General features: G+C 66.0%; 12 protein-coding genes and 1 pseudogene. 9 read left to right on the forward strand and 4 right to left on the reverse strand.

Going from position 1 to position 17594, the window contains the following annotated elements; translation table 11 throughout:
• Window positions 1–439 precede the first annotated feature (439 nt).
• On the forward strand, window positions 440–1126 hold the full coding sequence (locus ACPDIX_RS14735) for a non-canonical purine NTP pyrophosphatase (RefSeq protein WP_423432564.1): 687 nt from the start codon (window positions 440–442) through the stop codon (window positions 1124–1126).
• 2 nt (window positions 1127–1128) lie between these two features.
• Entirely contained in the window at window positions 1129–2301 is a 1173-nt protein-coding gene (gene ribD, locus ACPDIX_RS14740; RefSeq protein ID WP_423432565.1) for a bifunctional diaminohydroxyphosphoribosylaminopyrimidine deaminase/5-amino-6-(5-phosphoribosylamino)uracil reductase RibD, read from the forward strand.
• Between the two features lie 55 nt (window positions 2302–2356).
• Here the strand turns inward: ribD and ACPDIX_RS14745 are convergent, their stop codons facing one another.
• Entirely contained in the window at window positions 2357–2728 is a 372-nt protein-coding gene (locus ACPDIX_RS14745) for a DUF167 domain-containing protein (protein ID WP_423432566.1), read from the reverse strand.
• Window positions 2729–3248: 520 nt separating this feature from the next.
• Here ACPDIX_RS14745 and sqr point away from each other — a divergent pair.
• The 4 genes from sqr (at window position 3249) to ACPDIX_RS14765 (ending at window position 7341) form a co-directional block, all read left to right on the forward strand.
• Window positions 3249–4514, forward strand: a complete 1266-nt coding sequence (sqr, locus tag ACPDIX_RS14750) for a type III sulfide quinone reductase, selenoprotein subtype (protein WP_423432567.1) — start codon at window positions 3249–3251, stop codon at window positions 4512–4514.
• Between the two features lie 46 nt (window positions 4515–4560).
• Window positions 4561–4875: a TusE/DsrC/DsvC family sulfur relay protein gene (locus ACPDIX_RS14755; protein ID WP_423432568.1), complete on the forward strand. Its 315-nt coding sequence runs from the start codon at window positions 4561–4563 to the stop codon at window positions 4873–4875.
• 24 nt (window positions 4876–4899) lie between these two features.
• The gene (locus ACPDIX_RS14760; RefSeq protein WP_423432569.1) at window positions 4900–5400 is read left to right on the forward strand and encodes a DsrE/DsrF/DrsH-like family protein; all 501 of its coding nucleotides are present in this window, start codon (window positions 4900–4902) and stop codon (window positions 5398–5400) included.
• A gap of 312 nt (window positions 5401–5712) precedes the next feature.
• Window positions 5713–7341: a glycoside hydrolase 43 family protein gene (locus ACPDIX_RS14765; protein WP_423432570.1), complete on the forward strand. Its 1629-nt coding sequence runs from the start codon at window positions 5713–5715 to the stop codon at window positions 7339–7341.
• 108 nt (window positions 7342–7449) lie between these two features.
• Here ACPDIX_RS14765 and ACPDIX_RS14770 read toward each other — a convergent pair whose 3' ends face one another.
• Both ACPDIX_RS14770 and argF read right to left on the reverse strand, forming a co-directional pair.
• The gene (locus ACPDIX_RS14770) at window positions 7450–12573 is read right to left on the reverse strand and encodes a lamin tail domain-containing protein (RefSeq protein WP_423432571.1); all 5124 of its coding nucleotides are present in this window, start codon (window positions 12571–12573) and stop codon (window positions 7450–7452) included.
• A 324-nt stretch (window positions 12574–12897) separates the two neighbouring features.
• Entirely contained in the window at window positions 12898–13797 is a 900-nt protein-coding gene (gene argF / locus ACPDIX_RS14775; RefSeq protein WP_423432572.1) for an ornithine carbamoyltransferase, read from the reverse strand.
• 224 nt (window positions 13798–14021) lie between these two features.
• Here argF and ACPDIX_RS14780 point away from each other — a divergent pair, with 224 nt between their 5' ends.
• Genes ACPDIX_RS14780 through nusG form a run of 3 tightly spaced genes read left to right on the forward strand, consistent with a single transcriptional unit; the run spans window position 14022 to window position 16304 of the window.
• Window positions 14022–15173 (forward strand): mandelate racemase/muconate lactonizing enzyme family protein, encoded by a 1152-nt coding sequence (locus tag ACPDIX_RS14780; RefSeq protein ID WP_423432573.1) that lies wholly within the window; start codon window positions 14022–14024, stop codon window positions 15171–15173.
• Entirely contained in the window at window positions 15166–15783 is a 618-nt protein-coding gene (gene thpR / locus ACPDIX_RS14785; protein ID WP_423432574.1) for an RNA 2',3'-cyclic phosphodiesterase, read from the forward strand. Before ACPDIX_RS14780 ends, thpR begins: the two co-directional genes overlap by 8 nt.
• A gap of 32 nt (window positions 15784–15815) precedes the next feature.
• Entirely contained in the window at window positions 15816–16304 is a 489-nt protein-coding gene (gene nusG, locus ACPDIX_RS14790; RefSeq protein ID WP_423432575.1) for a transcription termination/antitermination protein NusG, read from the forward strand.
• 89 nt (window positions 16305–16393) lie between these two features.
• Here the strand turns inward: nusG and ACPDIX_RS14795 are convergent.
• Window positions 16394–17594 (reverse strand): annotated as a pseudogene (locus ACPDIX_RS14795) (hypothetical protein); the annotation flags it as partial.

The raw sequence follows: 17594 nt of genomic DNA on the forward strand, positions 1-17594 counted from the left end.
CTGTGCCGTAGGTCCAGGTGGTCACGCCGCCCAGGGCGTTGGTCTGGCGGATCAGCCGGCCGGCGGTGTCGTACTGGTTGCGTTCCAGGACCAGCGTGGTGCCGTCCCGGCCGGAGGCGGGCGTTCCGGTGAATCTTTTTCGGGCGGCGCGTGTGTCGTGTAACAATGACCTCCCGAACGCGGAGCCACGGTAGCCCGGCCCGGCCCGGGTACCCGGAGACGAACGGAGCCGAGAACCATGAGCGGGCTGTCCTGCCGGGGCCTTGTTGCTGGCAGACCGGGTTGCCGCCGGTGCGGTGAGACAGGGGCGTCGAAGCTCTCTGGGATCTGCTCTCATACGAACGTTGCTCGCGGGCCCCGGGCGCTTCGGGGTCGTGGTCTTGTCCAAGCGGGCGGAAGCGTTTTGCCCGGGGGAATCGGTCGGGGTAAGGTGGGCCGCGTGGAAACGCTGGTCCTGGCGACGAGAAACCGACACAAGGTGGAGGAGATCCGGGCCATCCTGGGCGATGGATTGACGTACCGGGTGCTTTCGGATTGGCCTGATGCGCCCGAGCTGCGCGAGACGGCCCGCACGTTTGCCGGGAACGCCGCGCTGAAGGCCACCCAAGTCTGGCACTGGCTGAAGCAGCGTGTGATGCGTGGGGAGGGCGGGGAGGGCGGGCCGTGTTGGTGGGTTTTGGCAGACGATTCCGGTCTGGAAGTGGATGCGCTGGACGGTGCGCCGGGTGTGGACTCGGCACGATTTGCCGCCCTGGAGACGGGCGCACCCGGGAACAGTCCGGACAGCGAAAACAATGCAAAACTGCTGCGCCTGCTGAGGGGTGTGCCACCGGAACGGCGTCGGGGGCGGTTTCGTTGTGTGCTTGCCCTGGTGGGTGGGACCTCGCCTGACGTGGAACCTGCAGTGCGGTTTTTCGAAGGTGTGTGCGAGGGGCGGATCCTGGAGGCACCGGCCGGCACGGGCGGGTTCGGCTACGACCCGCTTTTCGTGCCGGATGGGTATGAGGAGAGTTTCGCCCAACTGGGTCCGGAGGTGAAGAACCGGATCAGCCACCGGGCGCGTGCGCTGGCGGCGATGGCCCGCTGGTGGGCCGGGCAGCGTACCGAGTCCGTCCCCAGGTCCTAGCCATGGAAGCCACGACCTGGATGCGGGAGGCCCTGCGACTGGCGCGCAAGGGATACGGTCGGACCTCGCCGAATCCCATGGTGGGCGCGTTGATCGTCCGCGGGGACCGTGTGTTGGGCCGGGGTTGGCACCGCGGGCCGGGGCGGCCCCATGCCGAGGTGGAAGCGTTGGAAGATGCGCGGCGTCAGGGGCATCTGGTCCGTGGGGCCACGTTGGTGGTGACGCTGGAGCCATGCAGCACATGGGGTCGCACGCCCCCGTGCACGGATGCCATTCTGTCGGCCGGGATTCGCGAAGTGATTGTGGGCGCGGTGGATCCCAATCCGCGTCATGCCGGGCGTGGGTTGAAACTGCTGAAGGCGGCCGGGGTGCGGGTGCAGGTCGGGGTCCTGGCCGCTGAGTGTCTCGCTCTGAACGAGCCGTTCAACCACTGGATCGTTCACCAGCGGCCGCTGGTCACTGTAAAAGCCGCCATGACCCTGGACGGCAAGATCGCCACCGCGACGGGCGAGTCCAAATGGATCACCGGCCCGCGCGCCCGCGCGTACGGTCGGCGGCTGCGCCTCGGGAGCGACGCGGTGCTGGTGGGGATCGAGACGGTATTGGCCGACGATCCCTCTCTGCTGCCGCGGACGCGCATCCCTTGGCGGGGGCGCCGGGTGATTCTCGATGCCCGGGCACGCACGCCGTTGACGGCGCAGGTCGTGACCGATTCTGCATGCGGGCGGACCATCGTGGTGGTGGGTCCGCGCGCCCCCCGCTACCGGGTGAGGGAACTGGCCCGGCGTGTGACGGTGTGGGAGGCGCCGTTGGTGGAGGGTGGCGACAAGGACCGGCGGGGCCGTCTGGACCTTGTGTGGCTGCTGGATCGGCTCGGCCGGGAGGAAGTAACCCATTTGTTGGTGGAAGGTGGTGGAGAGGTTCAGGCCTCGTTTTTGATGTCCGGTCTGGCCCAGCGGGTCGCCTTTTTCTACGCGCCCGTCATCCTGGGCGGGGCCGGGTCACGCCGGGCCGTGGCCGGGGAGGGCGCGCGCTCGTGGGAGGAGATTCTGCGACTCTGCGATTTGCGCTGGCGGCGGTTGGGTTCTGACTTGTTGCTGGAGGCGCGCGTGACGAGTGCGGAGAAGCGGGTGCGAACCGAGCCCACCCCCGGCATGCCGGAAACCGAACAGTGAGCCGGCCGATGTCGCCGCCGAACGGGCGTGGCGTGGGTCAACCGTGCCCTTTAGGTCAACCGCGTGGCTCTTGCGTCGCCAGGCCCAGGCGCGCGACCACCCAACCTGCGTCGAGTCCGCGGAGCAGCAGCACTTTTTGGCGCGAATGCTGTCCGCGCTCCAGCTCGATCCGGCCGGGTGCGCAGTCGATTCGTTCCGCCATGAAGCGTCGCAACGCCTGGTTGGCGGCTTCGTCCACGGGCGGTGCGGTGACGCGGACGACGAGATGGTCTCCGCGCGGGTCGCCCACCTCGTTCCGGGAAGCGCGCGGGATGAGTTTGATCCGGAGGCGGCAGCCCTCCGGTGCCGGGAGCAGCCACCTGGGCAGAGTCCCTACGCCTGCATCGCCTCCAGGAGGCTGGGGCATTTTTGCCTGTGAACGCCTCATAGCGGCCACTGTTTTGCCCGAACCCGCCTTTTTCCGGAGTCTCCGGCCTGGCAAGGACCGGAGATTTGGCGGGTGCGATTGGAGCGGTTGCGGGTTCCCGTTGCAAGTCATCTTGATCGGGCCTTCACCGGGTGGACCAGCCGCGCAGCCCGCGTCCTTGGGGGATCGAGATTCCCAGACCGGACCAGGGGGCGGCCGGCTTTCGTCCCGAACCGCCGGGGCCGTGGGCCCTGTGGAGATGAACATGTCGGGGCACGGTCGCCAGGGCGTTGGGAGTGCGTGGCGGGGAACAAGATGTTGCGCGGTCGGCGCGCGGCGCGGTGGTCTTCGCGGTGTGGAGCGGTGGAGGCGTTCACGTGGACTTGTGCGGGTCGAGCCGGTGCTTGGAGCGGAGGGACGGACGCCAAAAAGGGATCGGAACAGGCGGGAGGACATGGTCGGCATGTGCACCAGTCAGGGGGTGCGCCGGTGGAGCCTTTTGTAACCTCAGCCCGGCTGGCGGCTCCATCCCGGTGGACGTATGAAGGAGCTGCTGATTCTGGGTGCAGGCACTGCGGGAACCATCCTGGCCAATCGGATGCGAAGCCGGCTGGACAGCGGCGAATGGCGCATCCGGGTGGTGGACGAGGAGCCGCGGCATTTTTACCAGCCTGGTTTTCTGTTCCTGCCCTTCGGCCTTTACAAGCCGGAGCAGGTGGTCCGGCCGAAACGGCGGCAATTGAAGCGCGGGGTGGAGATGATCGAGGCCCGGGCCGAGGCGATTGAACCGGATCGGCGTCGGGTGCGACTTGCCGATGGCGGGGAGCTGCCTTACGACGTGCTGGTGCTCGCCACGGGCACGCGGCCGGCGCCCGACCAGGTGGAGGGGATGCAGGGCGAGGACTGGAACCGGCGCGTGTTCGAGTTTTACACGTACGAAGGTGCGTTGCGGCTGGCGCAGGCGTTGCGAGACTGGCAGGGCGGGCGTCTGGTGGTTCACGTGAGCGAGATGCCCATCAAATGTCCCGTGGCGCCGTTGGAGTTTGTGTTTCTGGCGGACTGGTGGTTGCGCCGCCGGGGGCTTCGCGATCGGACGGAGTTGGTATACGTGACCCCTCTTTCGGGGGCGTTTACCAAGCCCGTGGCGGCCCGGGTGCTGGGGGATTTGCTGGAGCGCAAGGCGATCCAGGTGGTGACAGATTTTGCGGTGGCCCGCGTGGATGCCGGGGCGCACAAACTGGTGAGCTGGGACGATCGGGAAGTGCCCTACGATCTTCTGGTCACCGTGCCGCCGAATGTCGGGGCGGAGGTGTATGAACGATCGGGTCTGGGGGACGAGATGAACTTCGTGCCCACGGACCGGCACACGCTGCAGGTGCGCGGGCAGGAGGCCATGTTCGCCCTGGGCGATGCGACGGATCTGCCCACATCGAAAGCCGGGTCGGTGGCGCATTTTCAATCCGAGGTGCTGACGGACAATCTCCTGGCCCACATCCGGGGCGAGCCGCTGCCGGCGCGTTTCGACGGGCACGCGAACTGTTTTGTGGAAACCGGGTTCGGGAAGGCCGTGCTTCTGGATTTCAACTATCGGCTCGAGCCGGTTCGGGGACGGTTTCCGCTCCCGTGGATCGGACCGCTGCGCCTGTTGGGAGAATCGCGGTTGAACCATTGGGGAAAACTGGCGTTTGAATGGGTGTACTGGCACTGGCTGTTGCCGGGCCGCGCCATTCCGTTGGTGGGACCGGAGATGTCGCTGGCCGGGAAACAGATTCCCGCCGGGGCGTTGAAACCCGAGCCGGCCGGTTGAACACCTCCAAGACGGAGCCAAACACAGGAACGGAGGAGAACCACTTATGCCGGAGAAAGTCATCGCAGGACAAACGGTCACGGTGGACGAAGAGGGGTATCTGACCCAACCGTCGCAATGGAACCGTGCCATAGCGGAAGCCATTGCGCAGGAACTGGGGATCCAACTGACGGACGCGCACTGGAAGGTCATTGATTTCATGCGGAAAGACTTTCAGGAACGCGGCACGGTACCCGGGATGCGACGATTGAACAAGGTTGCCGGGATCGCGACGAAGGATTTGTACGCGCTGTTCCCGGACGGTCCGATCAAGAAGGCGGCCCGCATTGCCGGGTGTCCGAAACCGACCAGTTGCGTGTAGGCAGAAACCGAACGGAGGCTGTCCATGAGTCACACCACCGAACGACCTCGCAAGGTATCCATCATCGTTTCGCGCGGCACGCTGGATGGCGTGTATCCGGGCCTGATTCTTGCCAACGGTGCGCGGATGGAGGGGATCGAGGCGGATCTCTTTTTCACCTTTTTCGGGCTGTACGCGGTGCTGAGGGGGTTCCAGGACAAACTTCGAATCGCCACGGTGGGAAATCCTGCGTTGCGGGTACCGCACGCCAAGGGGTTTCCGCTGCCCACGATCCTGGGCGCCCTGCCCGGGATGTCCGCGTTTGCCACGGCCATGATGAAAAAGGAGATGGAAAAGCTCGACATCCCGCCCGTGTCCGAGTTCCTACGGATGATCCATGAAGCCGGGGGACACATCTTCGCCTGCAAGGCCACCGTGGAGATGTTCCATCTCCGACCGGAGGATTTTTGCCCCGAAGTGGAGAAGGTGTTGACCGTGGGCGAGTTCTACGAGCGATCCGCCGGGGCCCAGATCATTTTCACCTGAGGCCGGGCCATGGTCCGGGCGGCAGACGGGCGGCGGTGACCTTCGGGGGCTGCGGGCGAGCGAGGCCGGACCTCGCGAGGGGTGCCAATGGGGTTGAGCCCGCGGCCCCCTCTGTTGATTTGAGGGACGGCCGGAGGAACCGATGATCCGGGAGGTGAGCGCGGCGGCCGGTTGATGCGACCGGATGGTCCCCGGGCCGGTCATGTCCACTCCTGCAGGACGGCCTATTTGAACCACCGCAGGCGGCCGGGAGGCTTGCGGGGCGGGAGCGCTTGACAGCCGGACTCTGGCGCGGGTTGACTGGCTTGCGTGATGATCGCAGGAAGATCGCGGCCCGGACGTGGAGGGCGGTGGCTGGCCTTGCTGTTGGGGGTGGAGGCGGCGTGCGGGGCGGCCGCTGTCCCGGCAGCCGGGCACGCGCAGGACGGCTCATTCGCAGGCGGACGCGCGCGGAATCCGATTCTCTGGATGGACGTGCCGGACGTGGCGGTCATCCGCGTGGGCGACACCTACTACATGAGCAGCACCACCATGCACTTGAGTCCGGGCCTGCCTCTGATGCGGTCGAAGGACCTGGTGCAGTGGGAGCTGATCAACTACGCCTACGACATCCTGGAGGACAACGACGCGTTGAGCCTGCGCGACGGCCGGAACGCCTACGGGGGCGGTTCGTGGGCCAGCAGCCTGCGGTACCACGACGGCGTTTTTTATGTCACGACGTTTTCCCATACGACGGGCCGGACCTACGTGTTTCGCACTCGCGACATCGAGAAGGGCCCCTGGGAGGTCAGCTCGTTCCGCCCCGCCCTCCATGATCATTCTTTGCACTTCGAAGAAGATGGTCGCGTCTTCATGGTCCACGGCGGGGGCGACATTTGGTTGACGGAGCTGCAGCCCGATCTGAGCGGGATCAAGCCGGGCGGGATTCACCAGGTGATCATCTCCAATGCCAGTCGGGTGGCGGGCCCCAACATCGGGTTGCCGGCCGAGGGATCCCAGTTGCGCAAGATCCGCGGCAAATACTATCTGAACCTGATCACCTGGCCGCGCGGCGGGATGCGCACGCAATTGATCTTTCGTGCCGATCGTCTTACGGGGCCCTATGAAGGGCGGGTGGCCCTGCAGGATCAGGGGGTGGCGCAGGGAGGGCTGATCGACACGCCTGACGGGCGTTGGTACGCGATGCTTTTCCAGGACCATGGCGCGGTGGGCCGCACGCCGTTTCTGGTTCCGGTGCACTGGGAGGACGACTGGCCGGTGTATGGTGTGGATGGGAAGGTGCCGGACACGCTGGACCTGCCGGCACCGAAGGATCCGCTTTCGAACCTGGTGATCTCGGACGAGTTCGAAAGACGGCCCGGGGAACGGCCGCTCCCACTGGCCTGGCAATGGAATCACAATCCCGACCCCAGGCACTGGTCGCTGGAGGAACGTCCCGGCTGGTTGCGGCTGCGCACGGGGCGTGTGGATGCCGGTTTTCTCGAAGCCCGCAACACGCTCACCCAGCGGACGTTCGGTCCGGAGTGCGCGGGGTGGGTGCGGCTGGATCCTTCGGGTTTGAAGGAGGGCGACCATGCTGGCCTGGGTTTGCTTCAACGGCGTTTTGGTCTGGTGGCGGTCACCCGGGAAAACGGCCGCCTTTTCCTGACGATGGCACACGCGGAGCGTGACACGCCCGTCACTGCGGAACGCCTCCCGTGGGAGAGGGACACGGTATGGATCGGGGTCGAGTGTGAGTTTCGCGATCGGGCGGACGTGGCCCGGTTTTTCTACAGTGAGGATGGCCGCGAGTGGAAACCGATCGGGCCCCGGATCCGGTTGACTTACACGCTGCCCCACTTCATGGGGTACCGTTTTGCGCTGTTCAACCACGCCACGCGCGAGGCCGGCGGCCATGCCGATTTTGACTTCTTCCGCGTGGGTCCGCGCCTGCCACGCTGAGCCGGCTTCCGGGTCGTGAGGTTGGACAACCCGGGGCGCGGCCCGGACCGGACTTACCGCTCTGCTCGGGAATCGGTCGGCCCAACGCAGCGGGACTCCTTCCGAGCTTCAGGGTCTCCGGACCACGACCAGGCGGTAAAACGAGCGGTCGCGGTTCCCAATTTCCTCCAAGACGGTGACCCGCTGTACGCTCTCCGTGTCCGACACGGCACGCGCCAGCTCCCACGGCCCCGCCAGATTGTAGGCCCGCTGGAGGTAATACGTTCGGCCCGGTTGCGCTGTGAAACGGAACTCCAGGAATTCCGGCCCGGCCGGATAAACTTCCAACACCAGTCGGCTGGCAGGGTCGCGCGGATGGGTTCCGGCCACGTACTCCTCCAGGTTGGTCATCCCGTCGCCGTCCGGGTCACCGTTCGGACCGTTGTCGCCGTCAGGCCGTGTCGGATCCAACCCATGGGCCATTTCCCACGTGTCCGGGAGCCCGTCGCCATCCGCGTCCTCCACTGCTTGGGCAATGTTGGGTGCCCCTGGCGTGGGGGGGCCGGCCTCCCAGGAGGCCGGGTCGTTGCCGTACAGGTCGGATCGGCGCTTCTGCAGGGACCAGCCGGTACCGGCAGCACCGTCCGGCCAGGGTGGACCGGGCAGGTAATCTACTTCATCCACCAGAATGTAGGGCACATAACCCAGGACAGGATCAGGCAACGTCTGGGGGGCGTCAGGTCGCAACAGGGTTAGCCGCTCACCTTCGTTGGCGAGCCGTCTCGGAACCGGGCCAAGCAAGGGCACGGCCTCGGAAAGGGCGTATCGCCGACGAAAGGAGGCCGTGGAGACCGGGTCGGCCAGCGGGTCAAAGTTCACCAAGAGCAGGTAACTCCGGGGTCCCAGGACCACACCGGGGGGGAACCTAAAGTTCAGGCCTTCCAATCGCCACGTATTGGTGGGATGAGCCGGATCGTACAGCGGGACGGGTTGATCCGTACGATTGTAGAGCTCGACATATTCGTGAACGGTGTCGGGATAGGGAGGCGACCCCGGCGGTTCGAACATGATTTCGTGGATCACGACCGGACCGACGCGCGGTCCGGCATTGGGCCCGCCGGGCGAGTTCACCGATTGGGCGACGAAATGTTCGCGCCCGAGGCTGTCCACGTGGCGTCCGAAACTGACGCCGTTGGCTGCTGCGCCGAATCGGAAGCCGTGGGCGTAGCCGGTCAGGTTGGTGCCGTCCCCGGAAAAGAGCCACACTTCTTCGCCCAGAGAACTCAAATTGAAGGCGTTGGGCCCCGCGCCAAACTCATGCGCATCCACGACCCGGTAACCGAAGGGCTGAAGGAAGCTGCCCTGGGGGAAGACGTATTTTCGGGGCTCACGGCGATCGTCTGTGAGAAACCAGCCGCTGATGTCCACGGGCTCTGCCGTGGGATTGTAAAGCTCCACCGTGTCCAGCAGTGGAGGATCGGTGTGGGTGAGGACCTCATTGATGAGGACCGGGGAGATGGCTGGAGGCTCGGGATCGGCATGGCCGGGAGAGCCCCCCGCCCGGGCAGAGGGACGCCATCCGGCCGGTGAGTCCGAAACGACGCCCTCCGTCACAGGTACCAATGAGAAACCCGCGCCATCGGTGGTCCGGTACCAGGCATCATCGTAGGTCACTTCCCAAACCCATTCTCCCAACGGTCCCTCCAGGGCCAGACGCTCGCCCTCGTTGGCCAGAGCGCCTTCGTAGGGGCCGGCCACGCGCGTGACCTCCGGGTGGCGCTGTTGGAAAGCGGCCCGATCCCGCACGAGCACGAGGTAGCCGCCAGGCTCCAGGACGGCCGGGGCGTTGGTGGGGTCGAACACGAATCGGATGCCGGCCGTGAAACGGAATCCGGCGAGGGTTAACGGTAGGCTGCCGGTGTTTTTGAGTTCCAGGAACTCGAGGGGGTCGTCGTCGCCGGTGGTCCCGGTTTCGGCCGGGTGATACATGATTTCGGTGAGGGCGAGGGGCGGCGTTTGAACCACATAAGTGGCGCGGACGGGTCCGGACCAGGGGCTGGAGAGGGGCGGGTTGCGCGGACCGGTGAGGTTGCGGTGGTCGGGATGGTAATTGCGGGCGACGACGCAAACATTGGTTTCCAAGGTCAGGGCGATTTCGCCTGAACCGACGAATGCGCGCGGGGAGACATTGCCGCCCGGCAAACGGGGATCGGAGCCGTCGAGGGTGTAAAAGGTGAGGGTTCCGGGCAGTGTGGTGGCGGTGCGCAGGCGGACCACGGCACCGGCTGGTGCGGGTCCGGCGGGGCGGTCCAGCTCCGGCGCGGCCAGAAAGTTGGTGTCGATGAATTCGAGGCGGTCTGTAAGCCAGCGTTTGAGGAAGGCGATTTCGCCTGCGTAAGTACCGGGGAAATTGTATGCGTAGCCGGCGGCGGAGACCCAGCCGGAGCGTGGGGCGGAACCAGGCCAGCGCTGGACCTGACGAAAATGGACGGTGCTGACGGTGGCTGCGAACTGGTCCACCAGGGTCATGAGGTTGGTGGTTTGGAAGGGGCCACGTCGCAGTTCCTGCCAACGATCGATCCAGGCCTGCCAAAAGTCGGGGTCCCGAAAGAGCCGGCGGTACCAGCCGTTGGGGAAGACGTTGGCGGCGTTGAAGAAGTCGGTGCCGTAATCGGACCCGCCGCCCAAACCCACGGATCCCATCCACGATCGGGGGTTGAAGGCGCGCAGGTCGCCGTCGCCAGAGGTGCCCATGGAGCGGTCGAAGTCCCAGAGCGGTCCCATTTCCAGTCTGGCGTTCCGCTCTTTGAAGAAGTAGGCGCTCAAGCGGAGCGCATCCACGTTGAGGGCCAGCACGTTGAGGATGTGATGATCGACCCAGGAGGGGATGTTGATCCAGGCAGGGTAGCCGGTGACCGGATTGGTCCACTGCGCACTGGTGAGGGCCGCGCCGAAGGAGAGCAGGTAATTCCGGATGTAGTCGGCCTGGGCGGCCCGGGCGGGGGTTTCCATTTCCGGGCCGGGTGGATCCACATAGACGATGCCGGTCTCGAGATAGGGATCATAGAAAGTGCGTTCGTCGGGGTCGGCGCGGTCAATTTTGAGGATGTAGCCGCCGGTGACGGCCGGCGGGTCGGAGACGCCCGGGTCGAGTCGCGTTACGTTGACCCGCTGGTCGTTGCGCTTGATTTTTTCGAGCACGGTGTAGATGCCGTGGTAATCGCCGCCGGCCGGTGAATTGAAGCGGATTTCTCCTCCGGCGGTGTTGACGAAGACCTCGGCGAAGCGGGTGCGGGGGGAGTAACGACCGATGAGCCGGCTCCAGGCATGGGCCAGGGGATTGTGGAGGAAGGAGGGGTCGAAGGCGTTTTGTGCGTAAAGGACCCAGTCGGATTCGGCCGGCAGCTCGAGCAGTTCGACGTCCTTGTCATCGTTGAATTCGTCCCACGTCTCCACGGCGAAACTTTTCTGGGGCAACCAGGCGGTGCTGCTGCCGCGGACGTTGATGCCGGCCCGGGTCACCAGGGCGGGCGGATTGGTGAGCGAGGCCAGGCCGGCGATGGGATGAAAGACCATGAGGATGCTTTCGCGGTCGAGGCGCGGCTGGGTGCTGGGAAAGGCACCGCCCCCGAGGTTGTGGATGAGCAGGATGGGCAGGGGCGAGGCGAACGCGGCGGCGGCGGGACTGATCCGGACGTAAGGGAAGCTGACCGGGGGACCGGGGAAGAAGCCGGGCTGTTTCGGGAAGGCCCGTGCGCGCACGATGAGGGTGTTGGTGACGGTGATGGGTCCGGTGTAAAGCGGGGAGTCGGTGGTGGGAACGTTGGTGGGTGCGGGAGAGCTGCTTGGGACGTTCTGGGTGACGAGGAGGTACCGGATTTCCCAGTTTTGGGGATCGGGGACGGTGAGTTCGAGAGGAAAGGGGTTTTGAAACGTGCCCGGCACGCGCGAGGCGCGCACTTCGGGGCCGAACCCTTCACCGCGGGTGGCGTTGGGCGCGCCGGGTGTGGGTTGCAGGAAGTAACCGAGGAGCCCGGGCTGGAGACGGTCGCGGCCGTAAGACACGTCGGTGTACTGGACGGGGTAGGTGGGGCTGAACGCGGATATGATCTGCCCGTCGGGCGCGGTGAGGCCGAGATAGCCGGGTTCGCTGGAGAGGCGGAAGTTGGTGTGGAGGCGGCCGTTGAGGTTGGTGTTTCGGCCCGAGGCCAGGACGACCAGGTACGCGCGAGGGGCGATCAGGGTGCCGGTTGGGAATCGCCATCGGAAGGGCCGTGTGGGATCATCGGTCAGGCCCCAGCCGCCCAGGTCCACCCATTCTTCCGACGCGTTGAAGAGTTCGATCCAGTCGGGGCTGTCGCCGAATTCGTCGCGTACGGCGTCCGCTGGCCGGCCACTGTTGGAAGCGAGAAACTCGTTGATCCAGACGCTTTGCCGGACGAGCTGAGGATCCACCTGATAGGCCCATGATGCGCCGGTGAATGGCAGACCGACGCGATCGACGATTCCGTGCGCCGGCGCCCAGGCTACCGAGACGGTACCCGTGGGGGCGGGTGGGAATTCAAACACGTATTGATCGGGCGCCACGGTTACGAGGTTGGTGGCCGGCTGGCCATTAATCCGCAGGTCGGCGGCGTCCACCCCGAAGACCGGCTCGGAAAAGGCGAGTTCGATTCGGGTCAGGGAGGAGAGCCGGCTGCCGGGTGGGGGCCAGATCAGCGACAAAACCGGAGGATCGTTGTCGAGTTCGGCCTCCAGTTCGACGTGGATGACGAAGTCGGAGGAGTTGGCGAGGCTGGAGTTGAAAGCCTGCACGGCCAGGAGATTTGTTCCAGGCCGCAGCAGTGCAGCGGGAGGGCCGGGTTCGACATCCTGCCAGGGGATCGGCTCGGGCAAAGCGGGCAGGGAGGCGCCGTTGTAGGGCACGAAGCCGTCGGGCATGTTGAAGCGGGCCACTTCGGTGCCGTTGATCCAGACGATGCAACCGTCGTCGCTGAGGAAGCGCAGGCGCAGGGAAGTCACGGCTTCGGGCTGGTCCAAGACGAAGGTGCGCCGGAGAAACACGCAAGTGTAGGTACCGCGCATGTCGGCAAGCTGCGTGCCCGGATAGGGCTGGGTGTCTCCGTACCAGAAGGGCATGGCTGCGACGGGCCAGGCGGAGTCGTCAAAGGATGGCAAACGCCACGCGGCGGGGTCGGGCTCGGAGGCTTCCCGGGTGCCCTTGAGCCAGCGCCAGGAATCGGCCAGGGGCACAAGCGTGACGGTCTCGGCACGGGACAGGGCTGCGCAAGCCAGGAAGACCGTCAGGCAAAGGGCCCGGATGGACCGGCGAATGGGCAGCTGCCCGAGCGGGGAGCCGGCGGGGCGTCTGGCGGCCGTTCTCTGCGAGGTGCGGATCGGGAGCGGGGCGGGCCCGGCTGTGCCCCGGCGCGCGGGTGTGGCCGGTCCAAGGCCGGCGTTTGCGTCATGGTTGAGGACGATCATGACGGGGACAATCTCGGTGAGGTTGCCCCGATTGACAAGACGGTGGCGGCGGCGGTTTGGTCCGGGGGATGACGGGACGCGTGAGCGTTCCGCTCAGCGGATCACCCAGGCCAGGATCGCCTTTTGCACGTGCAACCGGTTTTCGGCCTGATCGAAGATGGTTTGCGCGTGGGCTTCGAAGGTCTCGGCGTCGATTTCCTTGCCGCGATAGGCCGGCAGGCAGTGCATGACCAACGCCCCGGGTTTGGCCAGGGCGACGAGCGTGTGATTGATTTGGTAGCCTTGGAGGGTCTTCAAACGTTCGGTGGCTTCGGCTTCCTTCCCCATGGAGACCCAGACGTCGGTGTAGAGAACATCGGCGCCGCGGGCTGCGGCCTGGACGTCTTCGGTGCAGTGGATGCGACCGCCGGCCCGGCGGAGCACTTCGGGCGATGGCTGGAATCCGCGGGGTGCGGCCACGCGCAATTCGAAACCGAGCCGGCCCGCGGCAAAGACCCACGAAGTGGCGACGTTGCAGGCGCCGTCGCCGACGAAGGTGATCACCTTTTCGTGCCATGGTCCCGGACGTTTTTCCCGGATGGTGAACAGGTCGGCCAGGATCTGGCACGGGTGTTCCTCGTCGGTCAGCGCGTTGATGGTGGGAATGCCGGCGTAACGGGCGAATTCCTCCACGTCGGCCTGGGCGAAGGTGCGGAAGACGGTGCCGTGGACCATGCGGCCCAGGACGCGGGCGGTGTCACAGATCGGCTCGCCGCGGCCGAGCTGGATATCGGATGCGTTGAGGAAGATGGGTTGGCCGCCCAGTTCACGGATCCCGACCTCGAAGGAAACGCGCGTGCGGGTGGAGGACTTGGAAAAGATGAGGGCCCACACCTGGCCCTGCAGGGGCTGAGTGCCGTGGCGGCCGCGTTCGCGTTTCATCACCGCTGCATCGGCCAGCAGTGCCTGGATTTCTGCAGCGCTCAAACTTTCGATGCTCAACAGATGTTTCACGGATCTTCTCCCGTTGCTGCCGGTGCTCCGGACATCTTTCATCCTTACCGCAATCGATTCGATTCGTCAGCCCGGAACAGGCCCGGCGGGCCGTGCGCACCGGTTTGACCGGAACCGGGCGGTCCGATACAACACCCTCCGGCCTGCATGGCGGTCCGGTCCGACCACGTTTTGCGATCCGGCCGGGGCAGGCAAGAACTTCGAGCAGGGTTTGAAGCACGATCATGAGCACTCGTATAGCGGCGTTGGAGGCGTATCCGGTGATTTATCCCACGCGGGGCTGGTTCAAGTTTCTCGAAGGGCCGCGGGGTCGCCCTCCGGCGCGGGCTTCGGTGGTGGTCAGGTTGATGGCCGACAACGGTGTGGCGGGCTGGGGTCAGAGCATTCCGCTGCACCGTTGGAGTTACGAGACCCTGGAGACGGTGCTCACGACGCTGCAGAACTATTTGGCGCCGGAGTTGGAGGGGTTGGACGTGTTTGACCCTGAGGCGATTCACGCGGCGATGAACCGTGTCATTGCGCCGTCCTTTTCCACGGGCCAGCCGATTTGCAAGGCCGGGGTGGACCTGGCGTGGTTCGATCTGGTGGGCCGGTTGAAGGGGCTCAGCGCAGCGCAGCAGTGGAACCGGCCTGCCCGGGAACGGTTGACGCTGAGCTGGACGGTGAACGTACGTTCGCTTGCGGAGGCGGAGCAGGTGATCGCCGAGGGACATGCCCGGGGTTACCGGCACTTCAATGTGAAGGTGGCACCGGACCCGCGATTCGACGTGGAACTGTGTCGGTTGGTCAAGCGACTGGTCCCGGATGGTTTCCTTTGGGCGGACGCCAACGGCGGGTATGACGAGGCCACCGCGCTGGAGGTGGCTCCCCGGCTGGCCGATGCGGGTGTGGCGGTGCTGGAGCAGCCCCTGCCGGCGGCCCGACTGACCGGTTACCGCAAGCTCCGTCAACAGGGTGCGCTGCCCATCCTCATGGACGAGGGCGTGGTGTCGCATGTCGAGTTGGAGGAATTCATCCGTCTGGAGCTGCTGGACGGCGTGGCCATGAAGGTGGCCCGTTGTGGCGGCCTGACCGAGGCACGCAAGCAGATTCAGATGCTGGAGAATGCCGGTCTGATGTGGTTGGGCAGCGGGTTGACAGATCCGGACCTGTCGCTGGCGGCGTGTCTGCAGCTTTATGCGGCGCACGGGCTGGAAAGACCGGCGGCGTTGAACGGGCCCCAGTTCCTGCAGGGCAGTGTGCTGCGCGAACCCATTCGGGTGGAAAACGGCGAGGCCCTCGTCCCGCAGGGGCCTGGTTTGGGGGTGGAAGTGGATCCGGAGCGGCTGACCCGGCCGCTGGCGGAACAAGTTGATGATGCCCGGCAACATGCCTGAGACGCCCGAGCCTCCGGCCGGTCCCTGGCGGCTGTTTGTGGCGCTGCCGCTGCCCGAGCCGCTTCGCGAGGGTCTGCAGCAATGGCAGCGGACTGCACAACGGTTCATGCCGGAGGGCTTGCGTTGGACCCCGGCTGCCCAGTGGCATTTGACTCTGCGGTTTCTTGGTGACGTGGACCCGGGCGAGGTTTCGCTGCTGGTGGAGGCCCTGCAGGCGGCCTGTGCCGATCAGGAACCGATGAGACTTTTGTTGCACGGCTTTGGCTGTTTCCCCTCGCCGGAGCGGCCCCGGGTGTTCTGGCTGGGGTTGACCGGGGAGCTGGGTCCGTTGGAGCGGTTGCAGGCGCGCGTCCAGGAATGGACCGCGCCGTGGGGCCAAAAGGAGGATCGACCGTTCCGGGCTCACCTGACGGTGGCGCGGATTCGCGATGGGAGTCCGGCTGCCCGTCACGGGCTGGGGCGTGTTTTGACCCGGTTGCCCGCGCCGCCTTCGGCGGTCTGGATGGCGGATCGCGTGACACTTTTCCGGAGTCAGTTGCTTCCCGAAGGGGCCGTCCATACGGGCTTGCACGAGTGTTGGTTGGGGGGGTCGGTCCGGGCCGCTCCTTGACCCCTGCGCGGGACTGCGGTCATTTTGGTCCGGTGGAAGCCAAACCGTGGGTGGTGGCGCACACCCGGCCCCGTTGCGAAAAGAAATTGAAACAGTTCTGCGACCGCGAAGGCGTGGACGCCACGCTGCCGTTGGTGCCTTCAGCCCATCGTTACCGCGGCAAGATTGTGGTTTTCCAAAAGCCTCTCTTCCCGGGGTACGTGTTTTTGCGTCCAACGCGCGACCAGCGGCGCGCGGTCCTCACCAGCGATTACGTGGCCAATCTGCTGGACGTGTTCGATCAGGAGCTGTTCGAACGCCAGCTCAAGGAGATCTTGTTTGCACTGGAGGCCGGTTGCGAGGTCCGGTTGGCGCCCCAGATTGGCAAGGGCAGTCGCGTCATCATCAAGAGCGGCCCTTTGCGCGGGCTGGAGGGTTGGGTGGAGGAACGGTACGGCCCCAACGTGGTCCTGCTCCGACTGGATTTCATCGGCCAGGCCGCTGCGGTGAAGTTGGACGTGTGCGAGCTCGAACCGGCCTGACGGCGGCGGGCCCCGCCGTGAGGTTGTGGGTAGAACGATTGCTCGTCCCGGCTGGAGCATCCGGGGGACCGGGGGCCGGCACGGCCCGATCAGTAGAGTCGTTCCAACCGGTAGAACCGCGAGGGCACCCCGACAGCGGAACGATCCTTCCACACGATCTGTTCTCCGGAGGCCATCAGCCCGGGTGAGGCCACCTGCCACCATGGATCGTCCCAGCGGTCCTTGTAAAGGACGCGGTACACCGCGCCGGGGACGGTCTCCCACACCACCTGCATCCGGTCGGGCTTGAGCTGAGCCGCGACGAACCGAGGAGCACCTGCGTGCGCGGCTCCGGGAGCCGCGGGTGAGAAACCGGTTTGGGCCGCCGCCAGCAGGACCTTGTCGACCAAAAGGCGGGAATCGGGGAGGCGCAGTGTCAAGGTTCGGGTCCCACCGGCGAGCGACACCGCCAGCTTCGGCAAACCGCCCGCCGGGGGTGCAAAGGATCCGTTGGCGGCAACCAACAGCGGCATCCATTCCCATGAGGCGCCGGTCAGCGGCACGACCCGGCCCTGCAGTTGGCTGGTGCCGTCCACCACCAAATCCAGCTGCGCACCTGAACCGTCCGTGGCCAGGGCGCGGATCCACACCACATACTGGCCATCCTCGGGGACCTGGATCGTCCAGCTGACGCTCCCGCCCAGGCTGCTGCCCTGGACATAAGTGGCTGCGTTGGTGGGGGAGTCCGGTTGACCGGTGAACTGGCTGGAGGCGGTGCCGCCGGTTTCACCCTCCTCGGCTTCCCAGACCAGGGCAAACTGATCGGCCGGTGGCGGCGGAAGGATCCGGATGGTGGCCTCGTCCCAGGCAGTCAACTCGCCATCCGACGCGACGAGGCGCAGCACGTAATCGCCCGGTTCACTGAAGTACGCTTCCGTGGTGGGTTCTTGCGGGCGGGCGAAGTTCACCTGACCGGGACCGCTTATGACCTGCCATTCGACCGTGACCCGGCCGGGCACCTCGGGCAGCCCGTCGTCACGCACGCCGCCCCGCAGTACCACGGGGTCGCCCCAGTCCACCATTTGATCCCAGCCGGCGCTGACCCTCGGGGCCTCGTTGGTGGGACCGGACGGCTGCACTTCCACGCGCACCTCGTCGGCCGCGGTCAGCTCGCCGTCACTGGCTGACAAGCGCAGCACATACAGACCAGGCTCGGTGAAGGCGACCAGCACCGAAAGCGAGTTGGTATTGCTCCAGGCGGCCAGCCCCGGCCCGCTGACCAACTCCCACCACACCGTCAACTGCCCCGGC

The organism is Limisphaera sp. 4302-co (assembly GCF_049537155.1).
In the GTDB taxonomy this organism is placed as follows: Bacteria; Verrucomicrobiota; Verrucomicrobiia; order Limisphaerales; family Limisphaeraceae; genus Limisphaera.